Source organism: Actinomadura livida (genome assembly GCF_014648675.1).
GTDB lineage: Bacteria > Actinomycetota > Actinomycetes > Streptosporangiales > Streptosporangiaceae > Spirillospora > Spirillospora livida.
Window position 1 is genome coordinate 1 of sequence record NZ_BMRO01000011.1, and the last position, 17,185, is coordinate 17,185.

Sequence of the window (17,185 nt, forward strand, 5' to 3'; positions counted from 1 at the left end):
CTCCTGCCAGGACCTGGACCAGATCCATACCTGGGCCCGGCGCGCGGTGACCGCCTCCTCGCTGAACGACATTTTCGCCTGATCCGGCGCTCCTCGATCCGTCCGCCGTGGTGCGGTGAGGGGTGTCAGCTGGGGGTGGGGCCGAGGATGGCGGCCAGTTCGCGCGCGCCGGGGACCTGCCGGTGCCGCTGCACCAGTTCGGCGGCCACCCGCCGGATGGAGGGCCGGTCCCGTACTTCACTGGCCGCTTGCCGGTGGGCCTGCAGGAGCCGGGCGATGGCGGGTTCGGGCCACCCTCGCTGGACGTAGGCGCGTGCCATATCGGTGTGGAGCCGGGCACGCCGCTCCCGCGTCTCGAACTGCTCGGGCCGCAGGTGCCGTCCGGCGGCGAGCGCCGCTCCGGCGTCGCCCAGCCCCCAGCGCACTCCCACGTCGTAGAGCGCGACCTGCGCGGACGTGATGCCGAAACGGTGCCCCAGGGGCGGACGGGCGTGCATCCGGGGCCGCGGCCCTCCGGGCTTCTGCGATCATCTCCAGGGCGTCGGTGCGCCGGTCGGCCAGTGCCGCGTTGTAGGCCGTGGTGCAGAGCGTCTGCGCGTAGGCGGCTGCCTGCGCCGCCGTGGGCAGCCCGGTGCGCTCCAACTGCACGGCGGCCTGGGTGGTGAGCTGCTGGGCGAGCGGCTGCCGGCCCTCATGGCGCAGCACGATGCCCAGTGACCGGGCCGCGGCGGCCTGCGCGACCGGGTCCTCCGAGCGCGCCGCGTAGGTCATCGCCCGGTCGGCGGTGAGTCTGGCCTGCTGGCCGGCGCCGACCTTGTTCAGCGCTTCGGCCGCCATGTCGTACACCCCTGCCACAAGCGTCCAGGCATGCGGGCGGTCGGCGTCCTCGGCGACCCGGTGCGCTGCTGCGAACAGGTTGGGCAGCCCGCCCACGAGCTCCGTCACCTGCCCGTTGTCGAACAGCCACCAGGCCCCGCTTGAGTTGCGCGGCCACCTGGGGACCCGTCACCGGCCCGGCGGGGGCGGGCGGCAGGGCAAGGGCGTCGTCCAGCCGGGTCAGCGCCGCCAGCGGCACGGCCAGACCGGCGGTGAGCAGAGAGCGGCGGCGCATCGGATCGTCCTCCTGGACCACAGAGGTCACGGTGGTGACCACCGTAGTGGTCGGTGCCCTGCCTACACCCAGTAACACGGCCAGCACATCCGGCGGCCTTCCGACCGCGTTCGCCACCGCTCTGATCCTCACCGCATCGGTTCCGCTGTCCCGGCCGGTCTCCAGCCGGGAGATCGTCGCGGCCGAGTAGCGGGCCGCCCGCCCCACGTCGGCCTGCCGCCACCCCCTGTACCCGTCCCCTCAGCCCCCGTTGGAGCATGTTGAGCTCGCGGCGGCCGAGATGAAGCAGGCCTCCGGCGTCCCCGCACTGCTGGCGGCCGCGTTGGCCGTCCACAACCAGATCCACGACCGAGCGGCGCGCATCCGGGTCCGGCTGGCGCTGCACGCCGGAGAGATCTGCCACGACGAGCACGGGGTGACCGGCACCGCCCTCAACCTGGCGTTCCGGCTGCTGGCCGCCGAGCCGCTGGAACAGGCGCTGGCCGGTTCTCCCGGAGTGCTCGCGATGATCGCCTCGCCGTGGTTCTACGACGAGGTGATCCGGCACGATCCGGCCAGCGCTCCCGCCGCCTACCGGCCGGTGCACATCATCGTGAAGCGAACCCGCAGCGCGGCCTGGATTCGCCGGTGGGACGCCCGCTAGGCGGGTCGTTATGGCGTGGTTTCGGTTTGGTGCCACATTGTTAGGTAGGTTTCGGCGCCTCGGGTTAGGTCGGTTGTTATTTCTTGGCCGGCTCTATTGTGGATGTCGGCCAGCCAGTCGGGGACCAGGCCGTAGTTGGCGACGCCGTCTGTGTTGAGGTCCCAGGTGCGGAGGCCGGTTTGCTGGCGGTCTAGGGTCACCGTGGGGTCGACGGGGGACTTGAAGGGGTAGCGGAGCGGAGCGGTGTTGTTCGCGCGCGGGGGTGGGAGGGCGCCCATGCCGTTCGCGTCCAGGCCGTAGCCGTAGCCGAATGGGCGGGCGGGGTCGCGGAGGGCCTTGTTGCGTTTCCACTCGGCGATGAACTGGTCCGCGGAGTGGCCGTAGCCGGTGACCATGCCGCCCAGGCGGTAGATGCGCGGGAGGTAGGTCTCGTCCGTCCAGCTGTGGGACGAGATGACGCCCGGATAAAGCGCGGCCTCCAGGATGTCGAGGGTTCGGTCGGCGGCCTTGGCGCTCATGTGGTCGACCTCGACGATCATGTGGCGGGCCATCAGGCCGCGCACCATGTGCTCGCCGAGGTCGGACAGGCCGTGGACGTTGCAGTGCGGGGGGCTCGGGTAGAGCGGCAGCGTGACGCCTGCCTGGCCGAGGAGGCGCAGGAGGTCCTTGAGGGAGTCGCCCAGGCCGCCCGCGGGGGTGATGGTGTGGTCGCGGGCTTGGCCCGTGCACTTCTCGACCTGCCAGAAGCGGCCCGTGCCCAGGAAGTTGCCCGTGTTGACGAACGCGCCCGTGGTGCCGCCGTCGAAGCGGACTCCGCAGAGGGCGTTGTCGAACTTGTGGCACACGTACATGGAGCTGACGCCTAGGCGCTGCATCTCGTCCAGGCCGCGGTCGATGTCCTCGCGTGTGCATTGGGCGGCGCCGGCGATCGTGCGGCAGCCGAAGGGCTCGGACGCCTCGACGCCCAGGACGACGGCGAGCTTCCCCCGCTGGATCACGCTACGGGCTTCCGCGGAGTTCCGCACCAGCCGGAACCAGCCCTTGCCGGGGCCGCCGCTGAGGCCGTCGATGTAAGCCTCCATTTCGCGCATGCGCTGCGCCTGGAGGCGGATGACGGCCATCTCGTCGCAGGTGTCGCGCTTGAGGGGGTAGATCTCGCAGAGCTGGCGGTTGGCGACCAGGTGGTTCACGAGGATGCGCTGCCCGGCGCGCCAGGAGCGTTCGAGCCAGGTGTGGTGGGCCTGCTGGTGGGTGCGCGAGTCCCAGGCGGGCCAGTCCTCGAACATGGGCCAGCCGGCGGGGTCGTGGTTGCCGAACGGCGTGCCGTGCCTGGTGAAGTTCTCCCACCAGGCGAAGGCGCCGTTCGCCGCGTGGTCGGGGCAGTCGCGCAGCGCCTCGCGGATGCCGCGCGGGTCGAACGGCTTGCCGCACATCAGGCTTCCGCCGAACGCCTCGTACGACATGAGGTGGGTGTGGGCGTCGATGTAGCCGCGCACCTCGGCGGAGGGCGTTTCGCGGGGCGTCGCGGCCTGTGCGGGTGAGGTCAGGAAGGACGTGAGGAGGACGAGGGCGAGCGGCGCCGAGGCCGCGCGGAGGAGGAGGCGGCCTAGGGGCATCCGGCACCTCGCGGGGGGAGCGGGCGGGCGGTTCCTTGATTCCTTCCCACCCCGGCCCGAAAACGAACGGGGGCGGTACCGCTGAGCGGGAAGGCGCGGCCGGTGCGGCCCCGCCGCGGTCACCATGGGGGGTTATGAGCGAGCTGACGATTCCGGCGGTGCTGGCGCGGGCGGCGGGGGCGTCCCCGGATGTGGAGGCGGTCGTGGACGGGGACGTCCGGGTGACCTACGCGGAGCTGGGGGAGCGGGTCCGCGAGGCGGCGGGCGCGTTCGCCGGGGCCGGTGTCGCTCCGGGGGACCGGGTCGCGATCTGGGCGCCGAACAGCCTGTCCTGGATCGTCACCGTGCTCGGCGCCGTGAGCGCCGGGGCGACGCTCGTGCCGCTGAACACGCGGTTCAAGGGCGACGAGGCCCGCTGGCCGCTGGCCAAGGCGCGGGTGAAGGCGCTCTTCGTGGAGGACGGCTTCCTCGGCATCGACTATCCGGGCATGCTCGGCCTGGACCGGGAGGGGACGTTCCCCGGGCTGCCCGATCTGGAGACGGTCGTCACGTTCAACGGGGCGGCGCGGCCGGGCGTCATCACCTGGGGCGAGTTCGTCGGCAAGGCCGGGGCCGATCCGGTGGACGTGCGGCCGGAGGACGTCGCCGACATCCTGTTCACGTCCGGGACGACCGGCCGCCCCAAGGGCGTCATGTGCACCCACGAGCAGAACATCCGCACCTACGAGGCGTGGACGGGGCGAACGGGCGTCAAGGCCGGCGACCGGTACCTCATCGTCAACCCGATGTTCCACTCCTTCGGCTACAAGGCGGGCGTCCTGGCGTGCCTGCTGAAGGGCGCCACGATGGTGCTGCAGCGGACGTTCGACGTCCCGGAGACGCTGCGGCTCATCGAGCAGGAGAAGATCACCGTGCTGCCCGGCCCGCCGACGATCTACACGTCGCTGCTGGACGCCCCCGGCCGCGCCGAGCACGACCTGTCGTCGCTGCGGCTGGCCGTGACCGGGGCCGCGGACGTGCCCGTCGCGCTGGTGCGCCGCATCAAGGACGAGCTGTTCCCGCAGGTCGTCACCGCGTACGGGCTGACCGAGTCGTCCGGCACGGTGACCGCGTGCTCGGTGGACGACGATGACGAGACCATCGCCACCACCTGCGGCAGGCCCATCGCGGACGTCGAGGTCGCGATCGTCGACGAGAAGGGCGAGCGCGTCCCGGCGGGCACGGACGGCGAGGTGCTCGTCCGCGGCTACAACGTGATGTCGGGCTACCTGGACGACCCCGAGGCGACCGCCGAGACGATCCGGGACGGCTGGCTCGACACCGGCGACCGGGGCCGGCTGGACGAGCGCGGCAACCTCACCATCACCGGCCGGACGAAGGAGATGTTCGTCGTCGGCGGCTTCAACGTGTACCCCGCCGAGGTCGAGGACGTGCTCGCCCGCCACGACGCGGTCGCCGAGTCCGGTGTCGTCGGCGTCCCCGACCCGCGGATGGGCGAGGTGGGCCGCGCGTACGTCCGGCTGCGCCCGGGACGCGAGGCCACGGCCGACGAGCTGATCGCGCACTGCCGGGAACTGCTCGCCAACTTCAAGGTGCCCCGGGAGGTCGTCCTCGTGGACGACCTCCCGAAGACCGCGTCCGGGAAGGTCCGCCGGGTCGAGCTCAAAGAGCGGCCATGACCCGCGCCCTGTGCTCGGACGGCGTGCCCCACGCCGAGTACAGGGCCCGCGCCTTGCGGATCCACAGCGACGGGTCGTACTCGTCGGTGTAGCCGATCGCGCCGTGCACCTGGAGCGCGGTCTTCGCCATCCCGTAGGACGCCTCGGACGCGGCGGCCTTCGCGGCGGAGACGTCCCGCGCGAAGTCCGGCGTCCCGTACGACAGCGCCGCCCCGAACACGAGCGGGCGGGCGAACTCCAGCCCGACCATCGCGCTCGCCAGGTGGTGCTTGATCGCCTGGTACTCGCCGATCGGGCGGCCGAACTGCTGCCGCGTCTTGGCGTACTCGACCGACACGTCAAGCAGCGCCTGTCCGAGCCCTATCTGCTGTGCCGCGCACAGCAGCGCCCCTAGGCCGGTGAACCCGCCGCCGCCCTCGACGCGGAACAGCCGCCGGGCCGGGTCGAGCGAGGTGAGGAGTTCCCCGGGCTCGCGGCGAGTGCCGTCGGCGGTGAGGACGAGGTCGGCGACGTCGGCGTCCAGCGCGTGCGGGACGGCCATCGACACGACCGCGTCCCCTTCCGCGATGCGGGGTAGCCAGTCGGAGCCGCCCAGCAGCTCGGTGGCGGCGAGCGTCTCGACGTAGGGGCCGGGCGCGGCGGCCCGTCCCAGCTCCTCGGCGGCGACGGCCAGCTCGACCGGCAGGACGCCCATGCCGCCGTCCGCCTCGGGGACGGCGACCGCGAACACCCCCGCCCCGGCGGCGGCCGACCACAGCTCCCGCCCCGGCGCGGCGTCCCCGGCGGCCCATGCGCGGGCGGCCCGCGCGGTGCCCGCCTCGGCGAGCAGCTTCCGCAGCGTCTCGCCGAACATCCGCTGCTCGGCGGAGAGAACGAACTTCACCGGGACCCCCTCGGCAGGCCGAGCAGGCGCTCGGCGATGACGTTGCGCTGGATCTCGTTGGTGCCCGCGTAGATGGGGCCGGCGAGCGAGAAAACGTAGTTCTCCAGCCACTCCGACCGCAGCTCGCCGTCCGGGCCGAGCAGGTCGAGGGCCGTCTCGTGCAGGGCCACGTCCAGCTCCGACCAGTAGACCTTGTTGAGGCTCGACTCCGCGCCGACGTCCTCGCTCCGCGAGATCGTCTCGAAGCCCTTCAGCCGGTAGGCCCGGGACCTGATCCAGATGTCGGCGACGCGGTCCCGCAGGGCCGTGTCGGACGGGTCGGCGCGCTCCCGCCAGAGCTCGACCAGCCGCTCGGCCGCCGCGGTGAACCGGCCGGGGCTGCGCAGCGTCAGCCCGCGCTCGTTCCCGGCGGTGGCCATCGCGACGCGCCAGCCGTCCCCGGGCGGCCCGATGACGTCCGCGTCGGGGACGAACACCCGGTCGAGGAACAGCTCGGCGAACGCGGGCTTGCCGTCCAGCCGCCCGATCGGCCGGACCGTCACGCCCGGCGCGTCCAGCGGGAACATCAGATACGTGAGGCCCTTGTGCCGCGCGGACTCCGGGTCGGAGCGGAACAGCCCGAAGCCGCGGTCGGCGAACGCGGCCCGCGAGCTCCACGTCTTCTGGCCGTCGAGGAGCCAGCCGCCGTCCGCGCGCGTGGCGGTCGCGCGCAGCGCCGCCAGGTCGCTGCCCGCGCCGGGCTCCGACCACGCCTGCGCCCAGATCACCTCGCCGGCGGCCATCGGCGGCAGGATCCGCGCGAGCTGCTCGGGCGTGCCGTGCTTCAGCAGCGTCGGCGCGAGGAGGTTGATGCCGTTCTGGCTGACCCGTCCGGGCGCGCCGGCCGCGTAGTACTCCTCCTCGAAGACCAGCCACTGCAGGACGGAGACGCCGCGCCCGCCGTACTCCTCCGGCCACGACACGACCCCGAGCCGTGCCCCGCCGAGCGTCCGCTCCCACTCCCGGTGCGCCGCGAAGCCCTCCGCGGTCTCCAGCGACGGCAGCGGCTCGGCCGGGACGTGCTCGCGCAGCCATGCCCGCACCTCGGCGCGGAACTCCTCGTCCGCCGCCCCGAACTCAAGATCCATCCGACCCTCTTTCTAACAACTGTTTGGTAGGGTAACCGCCCCGCCCGCCCGGTGCGGATGCGGAGTCCCACCACCCGGGACCGCTCCCCCGGAAAGGCGCCGCGGGGCTAGGATCGCCCCGATACCGAATCTGATTCGGGATCGGGAGGGAGCCATGGCGAAGATCGTCGAGCACGGCACCTGGAGCCTGGCGCCGGAGGACGAGGCGCGGCACGAACCGGGCCCGGAACTCCTGTGGAACGAGTCCTACTACTTCGACTTCGCCGCACCCGACGGATCCCTCGCCGGGTACGTGCGCCTCGGCCTCTACCCCAACTGGGACCGCGCCTGGTACCGGGCGGCCCTCGTCGGACCCGGCCGCCCCCTGGTCATCGTCGCGGACAACCACGCGCCGCTGCCCGAGCCCGGATCCGCCGATGTCCGCGCCCCGAACTACACCGCGACCCAGAAGATCACCGAGCCCTTCGGCCCTGCGTTCGTCAACCTGGACGGGACCGCCTCGGTCCTCACCGACCCCGCGGCCGCCTACGGCGACCTCACCGGCGCCGAAACGACGCGGCTCGCCTTCGACCTGCGGTGGGACACCGTCAGCGGCGTCTACCCCTACAAGGACATCCCGCGCTACGAGATCCCGTGCACCGTCTCCGGCACCGTCACGGTCGGCGGCGAGACCATCGCGATCGACGCCCACGGGGAACGCGACCACAGCTGGGGCGAGCGCGACTGGTGGAAGGTGTCCTGGCTCTGGACGTCCGGCCGCCTCGACGACGGCACCTTCGTGCACGGCATGCAGGCCAATATCGGCTTCCCGATCCCCTGGCCGTGCTTCACCGTCCCGCCCGGCGGCGAGATCGGCCACCGGGCCGGCTTCTCCGCGCGGACGGACTTCGGCCCCGCGGACCTGCCCACCGGCTCCGACCTCCGCTTCCCCGGCGCACCGACGACCCTGACGCCGGTGGCGTTCGCGCCCGTAGCGATCACCTCGCCCGACGGGCGCCCCGCCCACTTCGTCCGCGCCCTGTGCCGCTTCGAGGCGGCGGACGGCCGCACCGGCCACGGCTGGACGGAATGGCACCAACCCCCCGAATGGCGGGACCACGGCTGGTCCCATCTCGCCGAGGAGAACCCATGACCCCACCGGTCTCCGGCGCCGCCGGCCTCACCGCGGCCTGGCTGAGCGACGCCCTCGCGACGAAGGTCACCGCCGTCCGCACCGAGCCCGTCGGCACCGGCCAGGTGTCCGACAGCCTCCGCCTGTTCCTCACCTACGCGGGCGAGACCGGCCTGCCGCCCACCATGGTCGCCAAGGTCCCCGCCGCCGACCCCTCCAGCCGCGCCGCCGCCCGCGCCGTCCGCACCTACGAGGTCGAGGCGAGCTTCTACGCGGAGATCGCCGGCCGCCTCGACGCGGGCGTGCCCGCCTGCCACTTCTCCGCCTACGAGCCCGAGCAGGACGAGTACACCGTCCTGCTGGAGGACCTCGCGCCCGCGCAGCCCGGCGACCAGCTCGCCGGAGTCACGGCCGAGGACGCCGCCGCCGCGATCGACGAGATGGCGGCCCTGCACGCCGCCGGCTGGGACGACCCCGCGCTCGCCGCCCTGCCCTGGCTCAACCGGCACGACGCCGAGGCGGCCGTCTTCACCGCCGCGATGGTCACCGGCCTGTACGAGGGTTTCAAGGAACGCTACGGCGCCGACCTGGGCCCCGACGTCCTCGCGCTGATCGAGGAGTTCCTGCCTTCGATCGGGGGCTACCTGGCCGACCGCGAGGGGCCGTCCACCCTCTTCCACGGCGACTTCCGCGCCGACAACCTCCTGTTCGGCGGCCCGCGCGCCGCCGTCGTGGACTGGCAGACCTGCGCCTACGGCCCCGGCCCGGCCGACCTCGCGTACTTTCTCGGTTCCAGCCTCCCGGTCGAGGCCCGCCGCGCCCGCGAACGCGCGCTCGTCAACCGCTACCACGCGGCCCTGATTGGGCGCGGTGTCACTCTCACCTGGGACGACTGCTGGGACGCCTACCGCCGCCACGCCTTCCACGGCATCGTCATGTCCATCGGCGCGTCCATGATCGTCGAACGCACCGACCGCGGCGACGAGATGTTCCGCACCATGACCACCCGCCATGCCCGCCATGCGCGAGACCTGAACGCGCTCTCCCTCCTCACCTGAGGCCCGCGCCCGCGCAAGGGACGTTTCGGCATTTTTCGGGTGACGTCTTGACATGAATGGACGTCCTCAAATCTACTGGGAGCGCTCCCAAGGATTTCGCGGGGTGCGCGGCGGTCGGATGTGGGAGCGCTCCCATGATAGTTGAAATCGGGACTAAAGGGGATTGGCGCCGGTCGGTCGCGCGGTGCCACGGGGAAAGGTGTCGCACAATGACCGTCAGGAGCGGGGACCCGGGCTCCCGGACGCGGTCCGGAGAAGGCGAACCGGATTCCGCAACCGGTGGCGCACAGCCCGCGACGCCCGTCCGCTGGGGCGTTCACGTGTGGTGGGCCGCGCTTGTGGCGGGGGCGGCCGGGGCGCTGGCCGTACTGCTGTTCATGCCGCACGGGCGGGAGATCGGGGCCGCCTGGGAACTGCCGGTGAAACTGCTGGTGTTCGCCTGCCTGGCCTGCGGGATCGCGCTGTTCCCGTGGCCGTCGAGGGTTCCGCATTGGGTGTTGTACGCGCCGTTCGCCTTCTTCGCCGGCTACCTCTTTCCGCGGATCAGCGGCTTCTACTTCCTGGACGGCGAGCGCGCCGATGCGGACAGTTTCTACACCCACCTTTACCTGCTGCTCTATCCGGGCCTCGTGCTGACCGCCGCCGCCGCCTACCGGCTCGGGGGAGGGACGCCCGGCCGGTGCCTGAAGGTCGTCTTCACCGGGATCGCCGTCATCTTCTCCGGCTTCCTCGACCTCATGTGGTTCGTCGTCAACCCGGTGGACATCCCGCCCGAGATCGACGCCCCGCACATCAACCTGATCACCGGCGGGCCGATCTCGTTCGGCGCGACGGTCGTGTTCGCGCTCGCCCACGTCCCGTTCGTCGTCGCGTTCAACCTGCTGCCGCTGGACCGCTGGCTCGGGCGCCTGCTCGGCACCGGGCGGAGCGGTGCCTGAGCGGGAGGGGGCCACCATGCCTGCGTACGACCCGCCTGCGTACGACCTGCCTGCGTACGACCTGCCTGCGTACGACATGCCTGCGTACGACATGCCTCCGCACGGGAGCGCGTCCGGCGCCGTCGAGATCTCCGTGGCGGCGCCCGCCTACAACGAGGCGGCGAACATCGCCGAGGTGGTCACCGAGTGGCAGGCCTACCTGCGGCGCAACGCGATGGTCGGCGAGTGGGAGATCGTCGTCTGCGACGACGGGAGCACCGACGCGACCGCCGACATCCTCGAAGAGCTCCGGGTGGGCTGCCCCGAGCTGGTCGTCGTGCGGTTCGACCGCAACCGCGGCGCGGGCGCGGCGATCCGCGCCGCGATCGGGCACACGCGGCTGGACTGGGTGCTGCTCCTTGACTCCGACGGCCAGTTCCCGATCGCCAACCTCGACCGGTTCCTCGGGCCCGTCCTCGCCGGCGAGGGCACGGCCTTCTCCGGCGCCCGCGTCCGGAAGGCCGACGGCGCCGCGTACCGGTGGGGCTCGGCGGCGAGCGGCGCGGTCAGCAACCTGCTGCACCGCACCCGGTACCGCGACTTCAACTCGATCTTCAAGCTGGTGCACGGGCCGCTGCTGCGCGCGCTGCCGCTGGAGGCCGGCGGGATGAACTGCTCGACCGAGATCACCGCCCGGGTCGTCGAGCTCGGCCGCGGGTGGGTGGAGATCCCGATCGAGCACCGGCCGCGCGCCGGCGGGGGACGCGGCTGGCGGTACTGGCGCGGGGCCCGGGACCGGGCGCTGCTCGTCGGCTACCTCGGCTACCGGCACTGGCTGCAGCGGCGGGGCGTGCTGCGCGCCCCGTCCGCGAACGAGTGGATCCGCCGGGAGGTCCGGTGAGCGCCCAGGTCGCGATGTTCAGCGGCGGGCGGGGCGGCGCCGCCATCGCGCGGGAGCTGCTGCGCACGCCGGGGATCGGGCTGTCGCTGCTGATCAACGGCTACGACAACGGGATGTCCACCGGCGCGCTGCGCCGCTACCTGCCCGGGATGCTCGGACCGTCGGACTTCCGCAAGAACCTCCTGCTGCACCTGGACGCCCGCGACCCGGGGCAGGCGGCGCTGGCCGCGGTCCTGGAGCACCGCCTCCCGGACGGGACGACGCCCCGCGACCTCGCCGGGTTCGTCGGCGCGCTCGCGGTCGACCTCGTCGAGGGGTGCCACGCGCTGCCGCGCCGCCCGCGGCTGGCGATCGCCCGGGACCTGGCCGCCTTCCTGGACCGGCTCGGCACCGGCGCCGGCTTCGACCTCGCGGACTGCGCGCTCGGCAACCTGGTGTTCGCCGGCGCCTACCTGCGGCTGGGGGAGGACTTCAACGCGGCGGTCCGCGCGTGCGCCGCGACGTTCGGGTCCCCGGTGCGGCTGCTGAACGTGACCGGCGGCGAGAACGCCCACCTCGTGGCGCTCAAGCGGGACGGGCGGCTGCTGGCGGACGAGGCGGAGATCGTCGCGCCGCAGGACCCGGCGCCGATCACCGACCTGTTCCTGCTCCGCGACCCGGTCCGCGACCGGGACGCGCTGGAGGCGATGCCCGCCGCGCGGGTGCGGCGGATCCTCGCCGGCCGCGGCGCCGAGGTGTCGCCGAACCCGGCGGCGCTGGCGGCGATCCGGGACGCCCGCCTGATCGTGTACGGGCCCGGCACCCCGCATTCGTCGCTGTATCCGAGCTACCGCGCGCCGGGGGTGGCGGAGGCGGTCGCGGCGAGCCGCGCGGCGGCGAAGGTGCTGGTCGTCAACATCCGGGAGGACCACGACGTCCAGGGCCTGAGCGCGTCGGACCACCTCGCCCGCGCCCTGGTCCATCTCGGCGACCCGTTCAACGAGCGGCGGTCCGTCACCCACGTCCTGTGCCACGGGGGCACGGGCGACCAAGCGGTGCCGGCGGACACGGTGCCGGGGGACACGGTGCGGGTGGACGTGCCGGGGGACGTCTGGGGCAGGGCCCGGTGGATCACCGCGGACCTGGCGGAGCCCGCGCGTCCCGGCACGCACAGCGGGCGGCGCACCGTGCGCGTCCTCACCGCCCTGGCGGGGCTGCCCGCCGCCACCCCGCTGGAGGAGGCCGGATGATCTGGCTCTGCGATCTCGACGGCACGCTCGTGGACTCCACCCCGGTCCACGAGGCCGCCTTCCGCGCCGCGCTCGCGGAGACCGCGCCCGGACTGCTCGGCTCCTTCCGGTACGAGCACCACGCCGGTGCCACCACCGACGAGGTCGCGGCGGTGCTGGGACTCGCCGCGGCCGACGCCCGGCGGCTCGTCGGCGCCAAGCGGCGGCACTACCGCGCGTACGTCGACGCGGGGAAGGTGGCGGTCTTCCCGGGGGCGCGCAGGTTCCTCGCGGCCCTCGCCGCAGGCGGGCAGCCCGCCTACCTGGTCACGAGCGGCAGCCGCGGCTCGGTCGAGCGGGTGCTGGCGGCCTGCTCGCTGGGCCGGTGGTTCCGCGGCGTCCTCACCGGCGACGACGTCCCGGTCAGCAAGCCGGACCCGGCGTTCTACCTGCGCGCCTGCGAACGCTGGGGCATCGGGCCGGGCGAGGCCGCGGCCGTGGAGGACTCGGTCCACGGGGTGGCGTCCGCCGTCGGGGCCGGGCTGCGGACCTTCCAGGTGCACGGGGCCGAGCGCGCCCCGGGCGCGGTCCACCTCGGCGGGCTGGACGACCTCGTCGCGCTCGCCGAGGCGGAGGCCCGGCGGTGAGCGGATCCGTCTGCGCGGTGGTCCCGGCGGCCGGGCGGGGGACGCGGCTCGGCCTGGACGTCCCGAAGATCATGGTGGAGATCGCCGATGGCGCCACGGTGTGGGACCTGCTGTACCGGGCCCTGCGGCCGTCCGTCGACCACGTGCACGTGGTGGTCGCGCCCGCGGCGGAGACGCGGTTCCACCGCCTCGCCGCCGCGGAGATCGCCCGCGGCGCGGTGTCCGTGAGCGTCCAGCGCGAGCCGACCGGCATGGGCGACGCCGTCTTCGGAGCGTCCGGGCACTGGGAGTCCCACGGCGGGATCCTGGTGGTCTGGGGCGACCAGGTGAACCTGACCCGGGGGACGGTGCGCCGCGTCGTGGACGCGCACCTGCGCGCGCCGGGGCTGACGATCCCGCTGGTGCCGATGCCCGACCCGTACGTCGAGTACGAGCTGTCCGGCGGCCGGCTGCTGCGGGTCCGGCAGTCCCGGGAGGGCGACGCGTGCCGTCCCGGCGGGCTCAGCGACGTCGGCGTGTTCTGCCTGGGCACGGCCGGGCTCGCGGCCGCCTGGCGGGACTACCTCGCCGCCGCGAGCCGCGGCGCGATGACCGGCGAGGTCAACTTCCTGCCGTTCCTGGCCTACCTGTCGCTGGTCCGCGGCCGGGACGTCACGGCGGTGCACGTGGACGACCCGGACGAGGCGCGCGGCATCAACACCGCGGCGGACCTGGAGTTCGCCCGGCGGCGGCACGCGGAGCGCGCCGGGTGAAGCCCGCCCGCATGCGGTCGCTGCTCGGCGGGCACGGGTGGGCGGCCGGGCCGACGCTGCTGAGCAGCCTGGCCAGCGCCACGGCCGCCGGGACCACGCTCGTCATCGCCCGCGGCGCGGGCCCGCGGGAGTTCGGGCAGTTCACGCTGGTGCTGACGATCGCGCTGATCGTCGCCGTGGGCATGCTGATGAGCCTGCACTACGTGCTGCTCCAGGAGCTGCCGCGCGCCCGGCCCGCGGAGCGCCCGGCCCTGGCGGCGACGGCGTTCCTGTCCACGCTCGCCCTGGGCGGGGGCCTGGCCGCCGCCGGGGCACTGCTCTCCCCGTTCCTGGCCGTCCCGCTGGGCGTCGACACTCGGACGCTGTGCCTCTCGTTCGCGCTCGGGCTGTCCCTGGCGCTGAACCAGCTGACCGAGGGCCTCCTGCGCGGCCTGGCGCGGTACCGGTTCGTCGCGTCCCTCAAGCTGGCGGTCGCCGCCGCCTACCTGGCCGGCTCGGCGTTCTGCCTGCTGGTCCTCGGCGTGCGCGACGCGGAGGTCTACCTCCTCGCGCTGATCGCCACGAACGCCGCGTTCGTCCTGGTGGCGCTGCCCGGCCTGGGGATCGCCCCGCGCTCCTGGACGCGGGCGGCGGCGCGCGCGCAGTACCGGCTCGGCGGCTACATGACGGTGATCGCCGCGCTGACCGGCGTGCTGTTCGGCATCGACGTGATCTTCCTGAACCACTGGGCGGGCGCGGGGGACGTCGGCGTGTACTCGGTCTACAACGGCTTCCCGAAGCGGCTGCTCGGCGTGCTGTTCACCGACGGGGTCGGCCTGGTGCTGCTGCCGGCGCTCGCGGTGGCGGACAAGCCGGCCGCGCTGCGGCGGATCGCGCGGATCACCCCGCTGGTCGCGCTGGGCACGGCGGCCGTGGCGTTCGCCGCGAGCACCGGCTTCTTCGTCCTGCTGGGCGGCGGCTACCCGTACTCGCTCGGGCTCATGGCGCTGTCGGCGGCGGGCATCGGCGCGCACACGGTCTTCAACCTGTACTCCGTCGCCCTGTCGATGGACGGGGTGCGCGGCGCGCGGCTCCTCGTCGGCTGCCTCGCGGCGGGCACGCCCGTCGCCGCCGCCTGCCTGGCCGCGTGCGTCGCCTGGTGGGGGCTGACCGGGGCGCTGGCGGGCTTCGCGCTGGGCAACGCGATCCTCGTGGCGATCGTGGGGACCGCCGCGGCCAGGACGTACCGGCGCGCGGACCCCCCTGCCGCGCCGCACTCGCAGCAGACGGACACAGTGGAGACGGACACAGTGGAGGCGCAGCGGTGAGGATCGCCTACGTCGTCAACCAGTACCCGCCGAACGTCACCACGGGGCTCGGCAGGTACGCCGAGATGATCACGCCGTACCTGGCCCGCGAGCACCGGCTGGCCGTGTGCACGCTGAACGACGGCCGCCTCCCGGTGCGCGACGCGAGCGGGACGGTCGCCGTGTACCGGCCGCGCGGCCGCGTCCTCGGCGCGATCGGCCGCCGCCGGCGCCTCAACCGGACCCGCAGGGTCGAGTTCCTGCTGCTCGCCCTGAACGTCGTGGTGAGCAACTGGCGGTACTTCCTGCGGCTGCGGCGCCTCGGCCGGGACGAGCGGCCCGACCTGGTCGCCGTCCACGACACAACGAACTTCCTGTGCGGCCTGCTCTGCCACTACGCGCTGCGGCTGCCGGTCGTGCTGCACGTCCACACCACCGAGTACGGCGTCGCTCCGCAGCGGACCATCGCCGACCCGCTGCACGCGTTCGCGGCGGTCGAGCGGTGGCTTGCGCGTGTCGCGCGGCGCGTCGTCGCCCCCACCCCGGAGGTGCGGGACCAACTGGTCGCCGCAGGCTGGGACCGGACCCCGATCGACGTCGTCCCCCTGGGCGGAACGTTCGAGCGGATCCTGGCCGACCCCGGGTTCGACCGGGAGGGACTCCGCCGCGGCGCCGCCGCCCTGCGCTCGCGCCTCGGCATCGCGCCGGAGGACCCGGTGCTGCTGTTCGTGGGACGGCTCGAACGGCAGAAGGGGATCTACGAGCTGCTCGAAGCGATGCGGAGCATCCGCAAGGACGTCCCCCGGGTCCGGCTGGTGGTCGTCGGCGACGGGGACACGGCGGGCGTCGCGCGCATCGTCGCCGAGACCGGGCTGGACGGGCACGTCCGCACCTCCGGCGGGTTCGTCGGCGGGCGGGCGCTGCTGGAGTACTACGAGATGGCCGACGCGTGCGTGTTCCCCTCGCTCTTCGAGCCGTTCGGCCTGGTCGCGACCGAGGCGATGGCGCTGGCGAGGCCGGCGGTCCTCGGCGCCGGGTTCTCCCGCGTGTTCCTCGGCGACGCGGACGCCCCCGCGGCGCGCTTCATCTGCGGCACCGGCCCGGACGCCATCGCCGAGGCAGTGACCGGCGTCCTGACCGACCCGGCCGCGCGGGCCGGCCTCGCCCGGCACGGGGAACGGCTCGTCCGGGACCGGCTGAGCTGGGCCAGGACCGCCGAAGAGACCCTCTCCGTCTACCGCGCGGCGCTGGAGGCCCGGCCATGACGACCGTCTCCCTGATCGTCCCCTGCTACAACGCGGCGAAGACGCTGCGCATGTGCCTGGAGGCGGTGCTGGCCCAGACGCGCCGCCCGGACGAGATCGTCGTGGTCGACGACGCCAGCGCCGACGACTCCGCCGCGATCGCCGCCGCGCACGGCTGCCGCGTCGTGCGGCTGCCCGAGAACCGCGGGGTGTCGGCCGCGCGGAACGCCGGCGTCGCCGCCACCACCGGGGACGTCGTCTTCTTCCTCGACTCCGATGTGGCGCTGCGCCCCGACGCGGTGGAGAACGCGCTGCGCGTCCTGGACGACGACCCGGAATGCGGGTGCGTCCAGGGCGTCTACGAGCCCGAGCCCCTCATCGACGACGGGCCCGCCGAGTGGTACCGCATCCTGCACGCCGCGTACTGGCGGCGCCGCCACCTCGGCGAAGTCACCGGCGTCGTGTTCGCGCTGGCCGCCATCCGCCGCGACGTGCTGGACGCCGTGGGCGGGTTCGACGAGTCGCTTCGCGACTGCGAGGACGTCGAGTACGGCGGCCGCCTCGCGGGCAGGTGCCGCGTCGTCCTCACCGACGCCGTCCGCGGGCACCACGACGACGCGAGCCGCCTCCTGCCGATCCTCGCCGAGCAGTGGCGCCGGGCCGTCCCGCTGATCCCGCTCGCGCTCACCGCGTCCAGGCGCGGCGGCGGCCAGCCGGAGCACGCCAACCGCCCGGCCGGCATCCTCGCCTGCGCCCTCGCGATGGGCACCCTCCCGGCTGCCCTCCTGCACCCGGCGTTCCTCGCCCTGCCCCTCACCCTCCTGGCCTGCTTCGCCGCCGCCGATCCCGGGCTGCTGCGCTACGTGCACCGCCACCGGGGCCCCGCGTTCACCGCCTACTTCATGACGGTGCACCTCGCGGTCCACATGATCCTGGTCTCGGGCCTCGCCGCAGGCTCCCTCCGCGCCCTACCCGGCCTCCGCCGCCACTCCCGCTGACGTT

The 17,185-nt window shown here is 73.7% G+C and carries 17 protein-coding genes; 12 read left to right on the forward strand and 5 right to left on the reverse strand.

Going from position 1 to position 17,185, the window contains the following annotated elements:
• Positions 1-125 precede the first annotated feature (125 nt).
• Both IEZ03_RS38150 and IEZ03_RS38895 read right to left on the reverse strand, forming a co-directional pair.
• On the reverse strand, positions 126-497 hold the full coding sequence (locus IEZ03_RS38150; protein WP_221480867.1) for a hypothetical protein: 372 nt from the start codon (positions 495-497) through the stop codon (positions 126-128).
• A 194-nt stretch (positions 498-691) separates the two neighbouring features.
• Positions 692-1,318 (reverse strand): hypothetical protein, encoded by a 627-nt coding sequence (locus IEZ03_RS38895; protein ID WP_373293678.1) that lies wholly within the window; start codon positions 1,316-1,318, stop codon positions 692-694.
• A gap of 43 nt (positions 1,319-1,361) precedes the next feature.
• Here IEZ03_RS38895 and IEZ03_RS24950 point away from each other — a divergent pair, with 43 nt between their 5' ends.
• Entirely contained in the window at positions 1,362-1,754 is a 393-nt protein-coding gene (locus tag IEZ03_RS24950) for a hypothetical protein (RefSeq protein ID WP_184887783.1), read from the forward strand.
• A gap of 8 nt (positions 1,755-1,762) precedes the next feature.
• Here IEZ03_RS24950 and IEZ03_RS24955 read toward each other — a convergent pair whose 3' ends face one another.
• A complete protein-coding gene (locus tag IEZ03_RS24955; protein WP_184887781.1) occupies positions 1,763-3,370 on the reverse strand; it encodes an amidohydrolase family protein in 1,608 nt (535 codons plus the stop codon).
• 134 nt (positions 3,371-3,504) lie between these two features.
• On the opposite strand from IEZ03_RS24955, the gene IEZ03_RS24960 reads away from it, so the two are divergent.
• Positions 3,505-5,049 (forward strand): FadD3 family acyl-CoA ligase, encoded by a 1,545-nt coding sequence (locus IEZ03_RS24960; RefSeq protein WP_184887779.1) that lies wholly within the window; start codon positions 3,505-3,507, stop codon positions 5,047-5,049.
• Here IEZ03_RS24960 and IEZ03_RS24965 read toward each other — a convergent pair.
• Positions 5,033-5,932: an acyl-CoA dehydrogenase family protein gene (locus IEZ03_RS24965; RefSeq protein ID WP_184887777.1), complete on the reverse strand. Its 900-nt coding sequence runs from the start codon at positions 5,930-5,932 to the stop codon at positions 5,033-5,035. The genes IEZ03_RS24960 and IEZ03_RS24965 overlap by 17 nt on opposite strands.
• Complete coding sequence (locus IEZ03_RS24970; protein ID WP_184887775.1) at positions 5,929-7,059, reverse strand: acyl-CoA dehydrogenase family protein; 1,131 nt, start codon at positions 7,057-7,059, stop codon at positions 5,929-5,931. The genes IEZ03_RS24965 and IEZ03_RS24970 overlap by 4 nt, the downstream gene beginning before the upstream one ends.
• Before the next feature lie 154 nt (positions 7,060-7,213).
• Here IEZ03_RS24970 and IEZ03_RS24975 point away from each other — a divergent pair, with 154 nt between their 5' ends.
• The 10 genes from IEZ03_RS24975 to IEZ03_RS25020 all read left to right on the forward strand — a co-directional run bounded on the left by IEZ03_RS24975 (position 7,214) and on the right by IEZ03_RS25020 (position 17,181).
• Positions 7,214-8,191, forward strand: a complete 978-nt coding sequence (locus IEZ03_RS24975; RefSeq protein ID WP_184887773.1) for a DUF7064 domain-containing protein — start codon at positions 7,214-7,216, stop codon at positions 8,189-8,191.
• Positions 8,188-9,228: a phosphotransferase gene (locus IEZ03_RS24980; protein ID WP_184887771.1), complete on the forward strand. Its 1,041-nt coding sequence runs from the start codon at positions 8,188-8,190 to the stop codon at positions 9,226-9,228. Before IEZ03_RS24975 ends, IEZ03_RS24980 begins: the two co-directional genes overlap by 4 nt.
• Before the next feature lie 209 nt (positions 9,229-9,437).
• Complete coding sequence (locus IEZ03_RS24985) at positions 9,438-10,166, forward strand: hypothetical protein (RefSeq protein ID WP_221480866.1); 729 nt, start codon at positions 9,438-9,440, stop codon at positions 10,164-10,166.
• Positions 10,167-10,182: 16 nt separating this feature from the next.
• A complete protein-coding gene (locus tag IEZ03_RS24990) occupies positions 10,183-11,046 on the forward strand; it encodes a glycosyltransferase family 2 protein (RefSeq protein WP_229808558.1) in 864 nt (287 codons plus the stop codon).
• On the forward strand, positions 11,043-12,275 hold the full coding sequence (locus IEZ03_RS24995) for a 2-phospho-L-lactate transferase CofD family protein (protein ID WP_229808559.1): 1,233 nt from the start codon (positions 11,043-11,045) through the stop codon (positions 12,273-12,275). The genes IEZ03_RS24990 and IEZ03_RS24995 overlap by 4 nt, the downstream gene beginning before the upstream one ends.
• Positions 12,272-12,901: an HAD family hydrolase gene (locus IEZ03_RS25000; RefSeq protein WP_221480865.1), complete on the forward strand. Its 630-nt coding sequence runs from the start codon at positions 12,272-12,274 to the stop codon at positions 12,899-12,901. The genes IEZ03_RS24995 and IEZ03_RS25000 overlap by 4 nt, the downstream gene beginning before the upstream one ends.
• Complete coding sequence (locus IEZ03_RS25005) at positions 12,898-13,653, forward strand: NTP transferase domain-containing protein (RefSeq protein WP_229808560.1); 756 nt, start codon at positions 12,898-12,900, stop codon at positions 13,651-13,653. The genes IEZ03_RS25000 and IEZ03_RS25005 overlap by 4 nt, the downstream gene beginning before the upstream one ends.
• Entirely contained in the window at positions 13,650-14,960 is a 1,311-nt protein-coding gene (locus tag IEZ03_RS25010) for a lipopolysaccharide biosynthesis protein (RefSeq protein ID WP_184887770.1), read from the forward strand. Before IEZ03_RS25005 ends, IEZ03_RS25010 begins: the two co-directional genes overlap by 4 nt.
• Positions 14,957-16,204 carry a glycosyltransferase family 4 protein gene (locus tag IEZ03_RS25015; protein ID WP_184887769.1) on the forward strand — a complete coding sequence of 416 codons (1,248 nt, stop codon included), beginning with the start codon at positions 14,957-14,959 and terminating at the stop codon, positions 16,202-16,204. Before IEZ03_RS25010 ends, IEZ03_RS25015 begins: the two co-directional genes overlap by 4 nt.
• Positions 16,201-17,181, forward strand: a complete 981-nt coding sequence (locus IEZ03_RS25020; protein ID WP_184887767.1) for a glycosyltransferase family 2 protein — start codon at positions 16,201-16,203, stop codon at positions 17,179-17,181. Before IEZ03_RS25015 ends, IEZ03_RS25020 begins: the two co-directional genes overlap by 4 nt.
• Positions 17,182-17,185 lie beyond the last annotated feature (4 nt).

What these genes read in the sequence shown, in the direction of transcription:
- IEZ03_RS24955 (WP_184887781.1), bottom strand. Translation starts at nt 3,370, where the DNA reads ATGCCCCTAGGCCGCCTCCTCCTCCGCGCGGCCTCGGCGCCGCTCGCC.
- IEZ03_RS24975 (WP_184887773.1), top strand. Translation starts at nt 7,214, where the DNA reads ATGGCGAAGATCGTCGAGCACGGCACCTGGAGCCTGGCGCCGGAGGAC.
- IEZ03_RS38150 (WP_221480867.1), bottom strand. Translation starts at nt 497, where the DNA reads ATGCACGCCCGTCCGCCCCTGGGGCACCGTTTCGGCATCACGTCCGCG.
- IEZ03_RS24960 (WP_184887779.1), top strand. Translation starts at nt 3,505, where the DNA reads ATGAGCGAGCTGACGATTCCGGCGGTGCTGGCGCGGGCGGCGGGGGCG.
- IEZ03_RS24980 (WP_184887771.1), top strand. Translation starts at nt 8,188, where the DNA reads ATGACCCCACCGGTCTCCGGCGCCGCCGGCCTCACCGCGGCCTGGCTG.
- IEZ03_RS24970 (WP_184887775.1), bottom strand. Translation starts at nt 7,059, where the DNA reads ATGGATCTTGAGTTCGGGGCGGCGGACGAGGAGTTCCGCGCCGAGGTG.
- IEZ03_RS25020 (WP_184887767.1), top strand. Translation starts at nt 16,201, where the DNA reads ATGACGACCGTCTCCCTGATCGTCCCCTGCTACAACGCGGCGAAGACG.
- IEZ03_RS24985 (WP_221480866.1), top strand. Translation starts at nt 9,438, where the DNA reads ATGACCGTCAGGAGCGGGGACCCGGGCTCCCGGACGCGGTCCGGAGAA.
- IEZ03_RS25000 (WP_221480865.1), top strand. Translation starts at nt 12,272, where the DNA reads ATGATCTGGCTCTGCGATCTCGACGGCACGCTCGTGGACTCCACCCCG.
- IEZ03_RS24990 (WP_229808558.1), top strand. Translation starts at nt 10,183, where the DNA reads ATGCCTGCGTACGACCCGCCTGCGTACGACCTGCCTGCGTACGACCTG.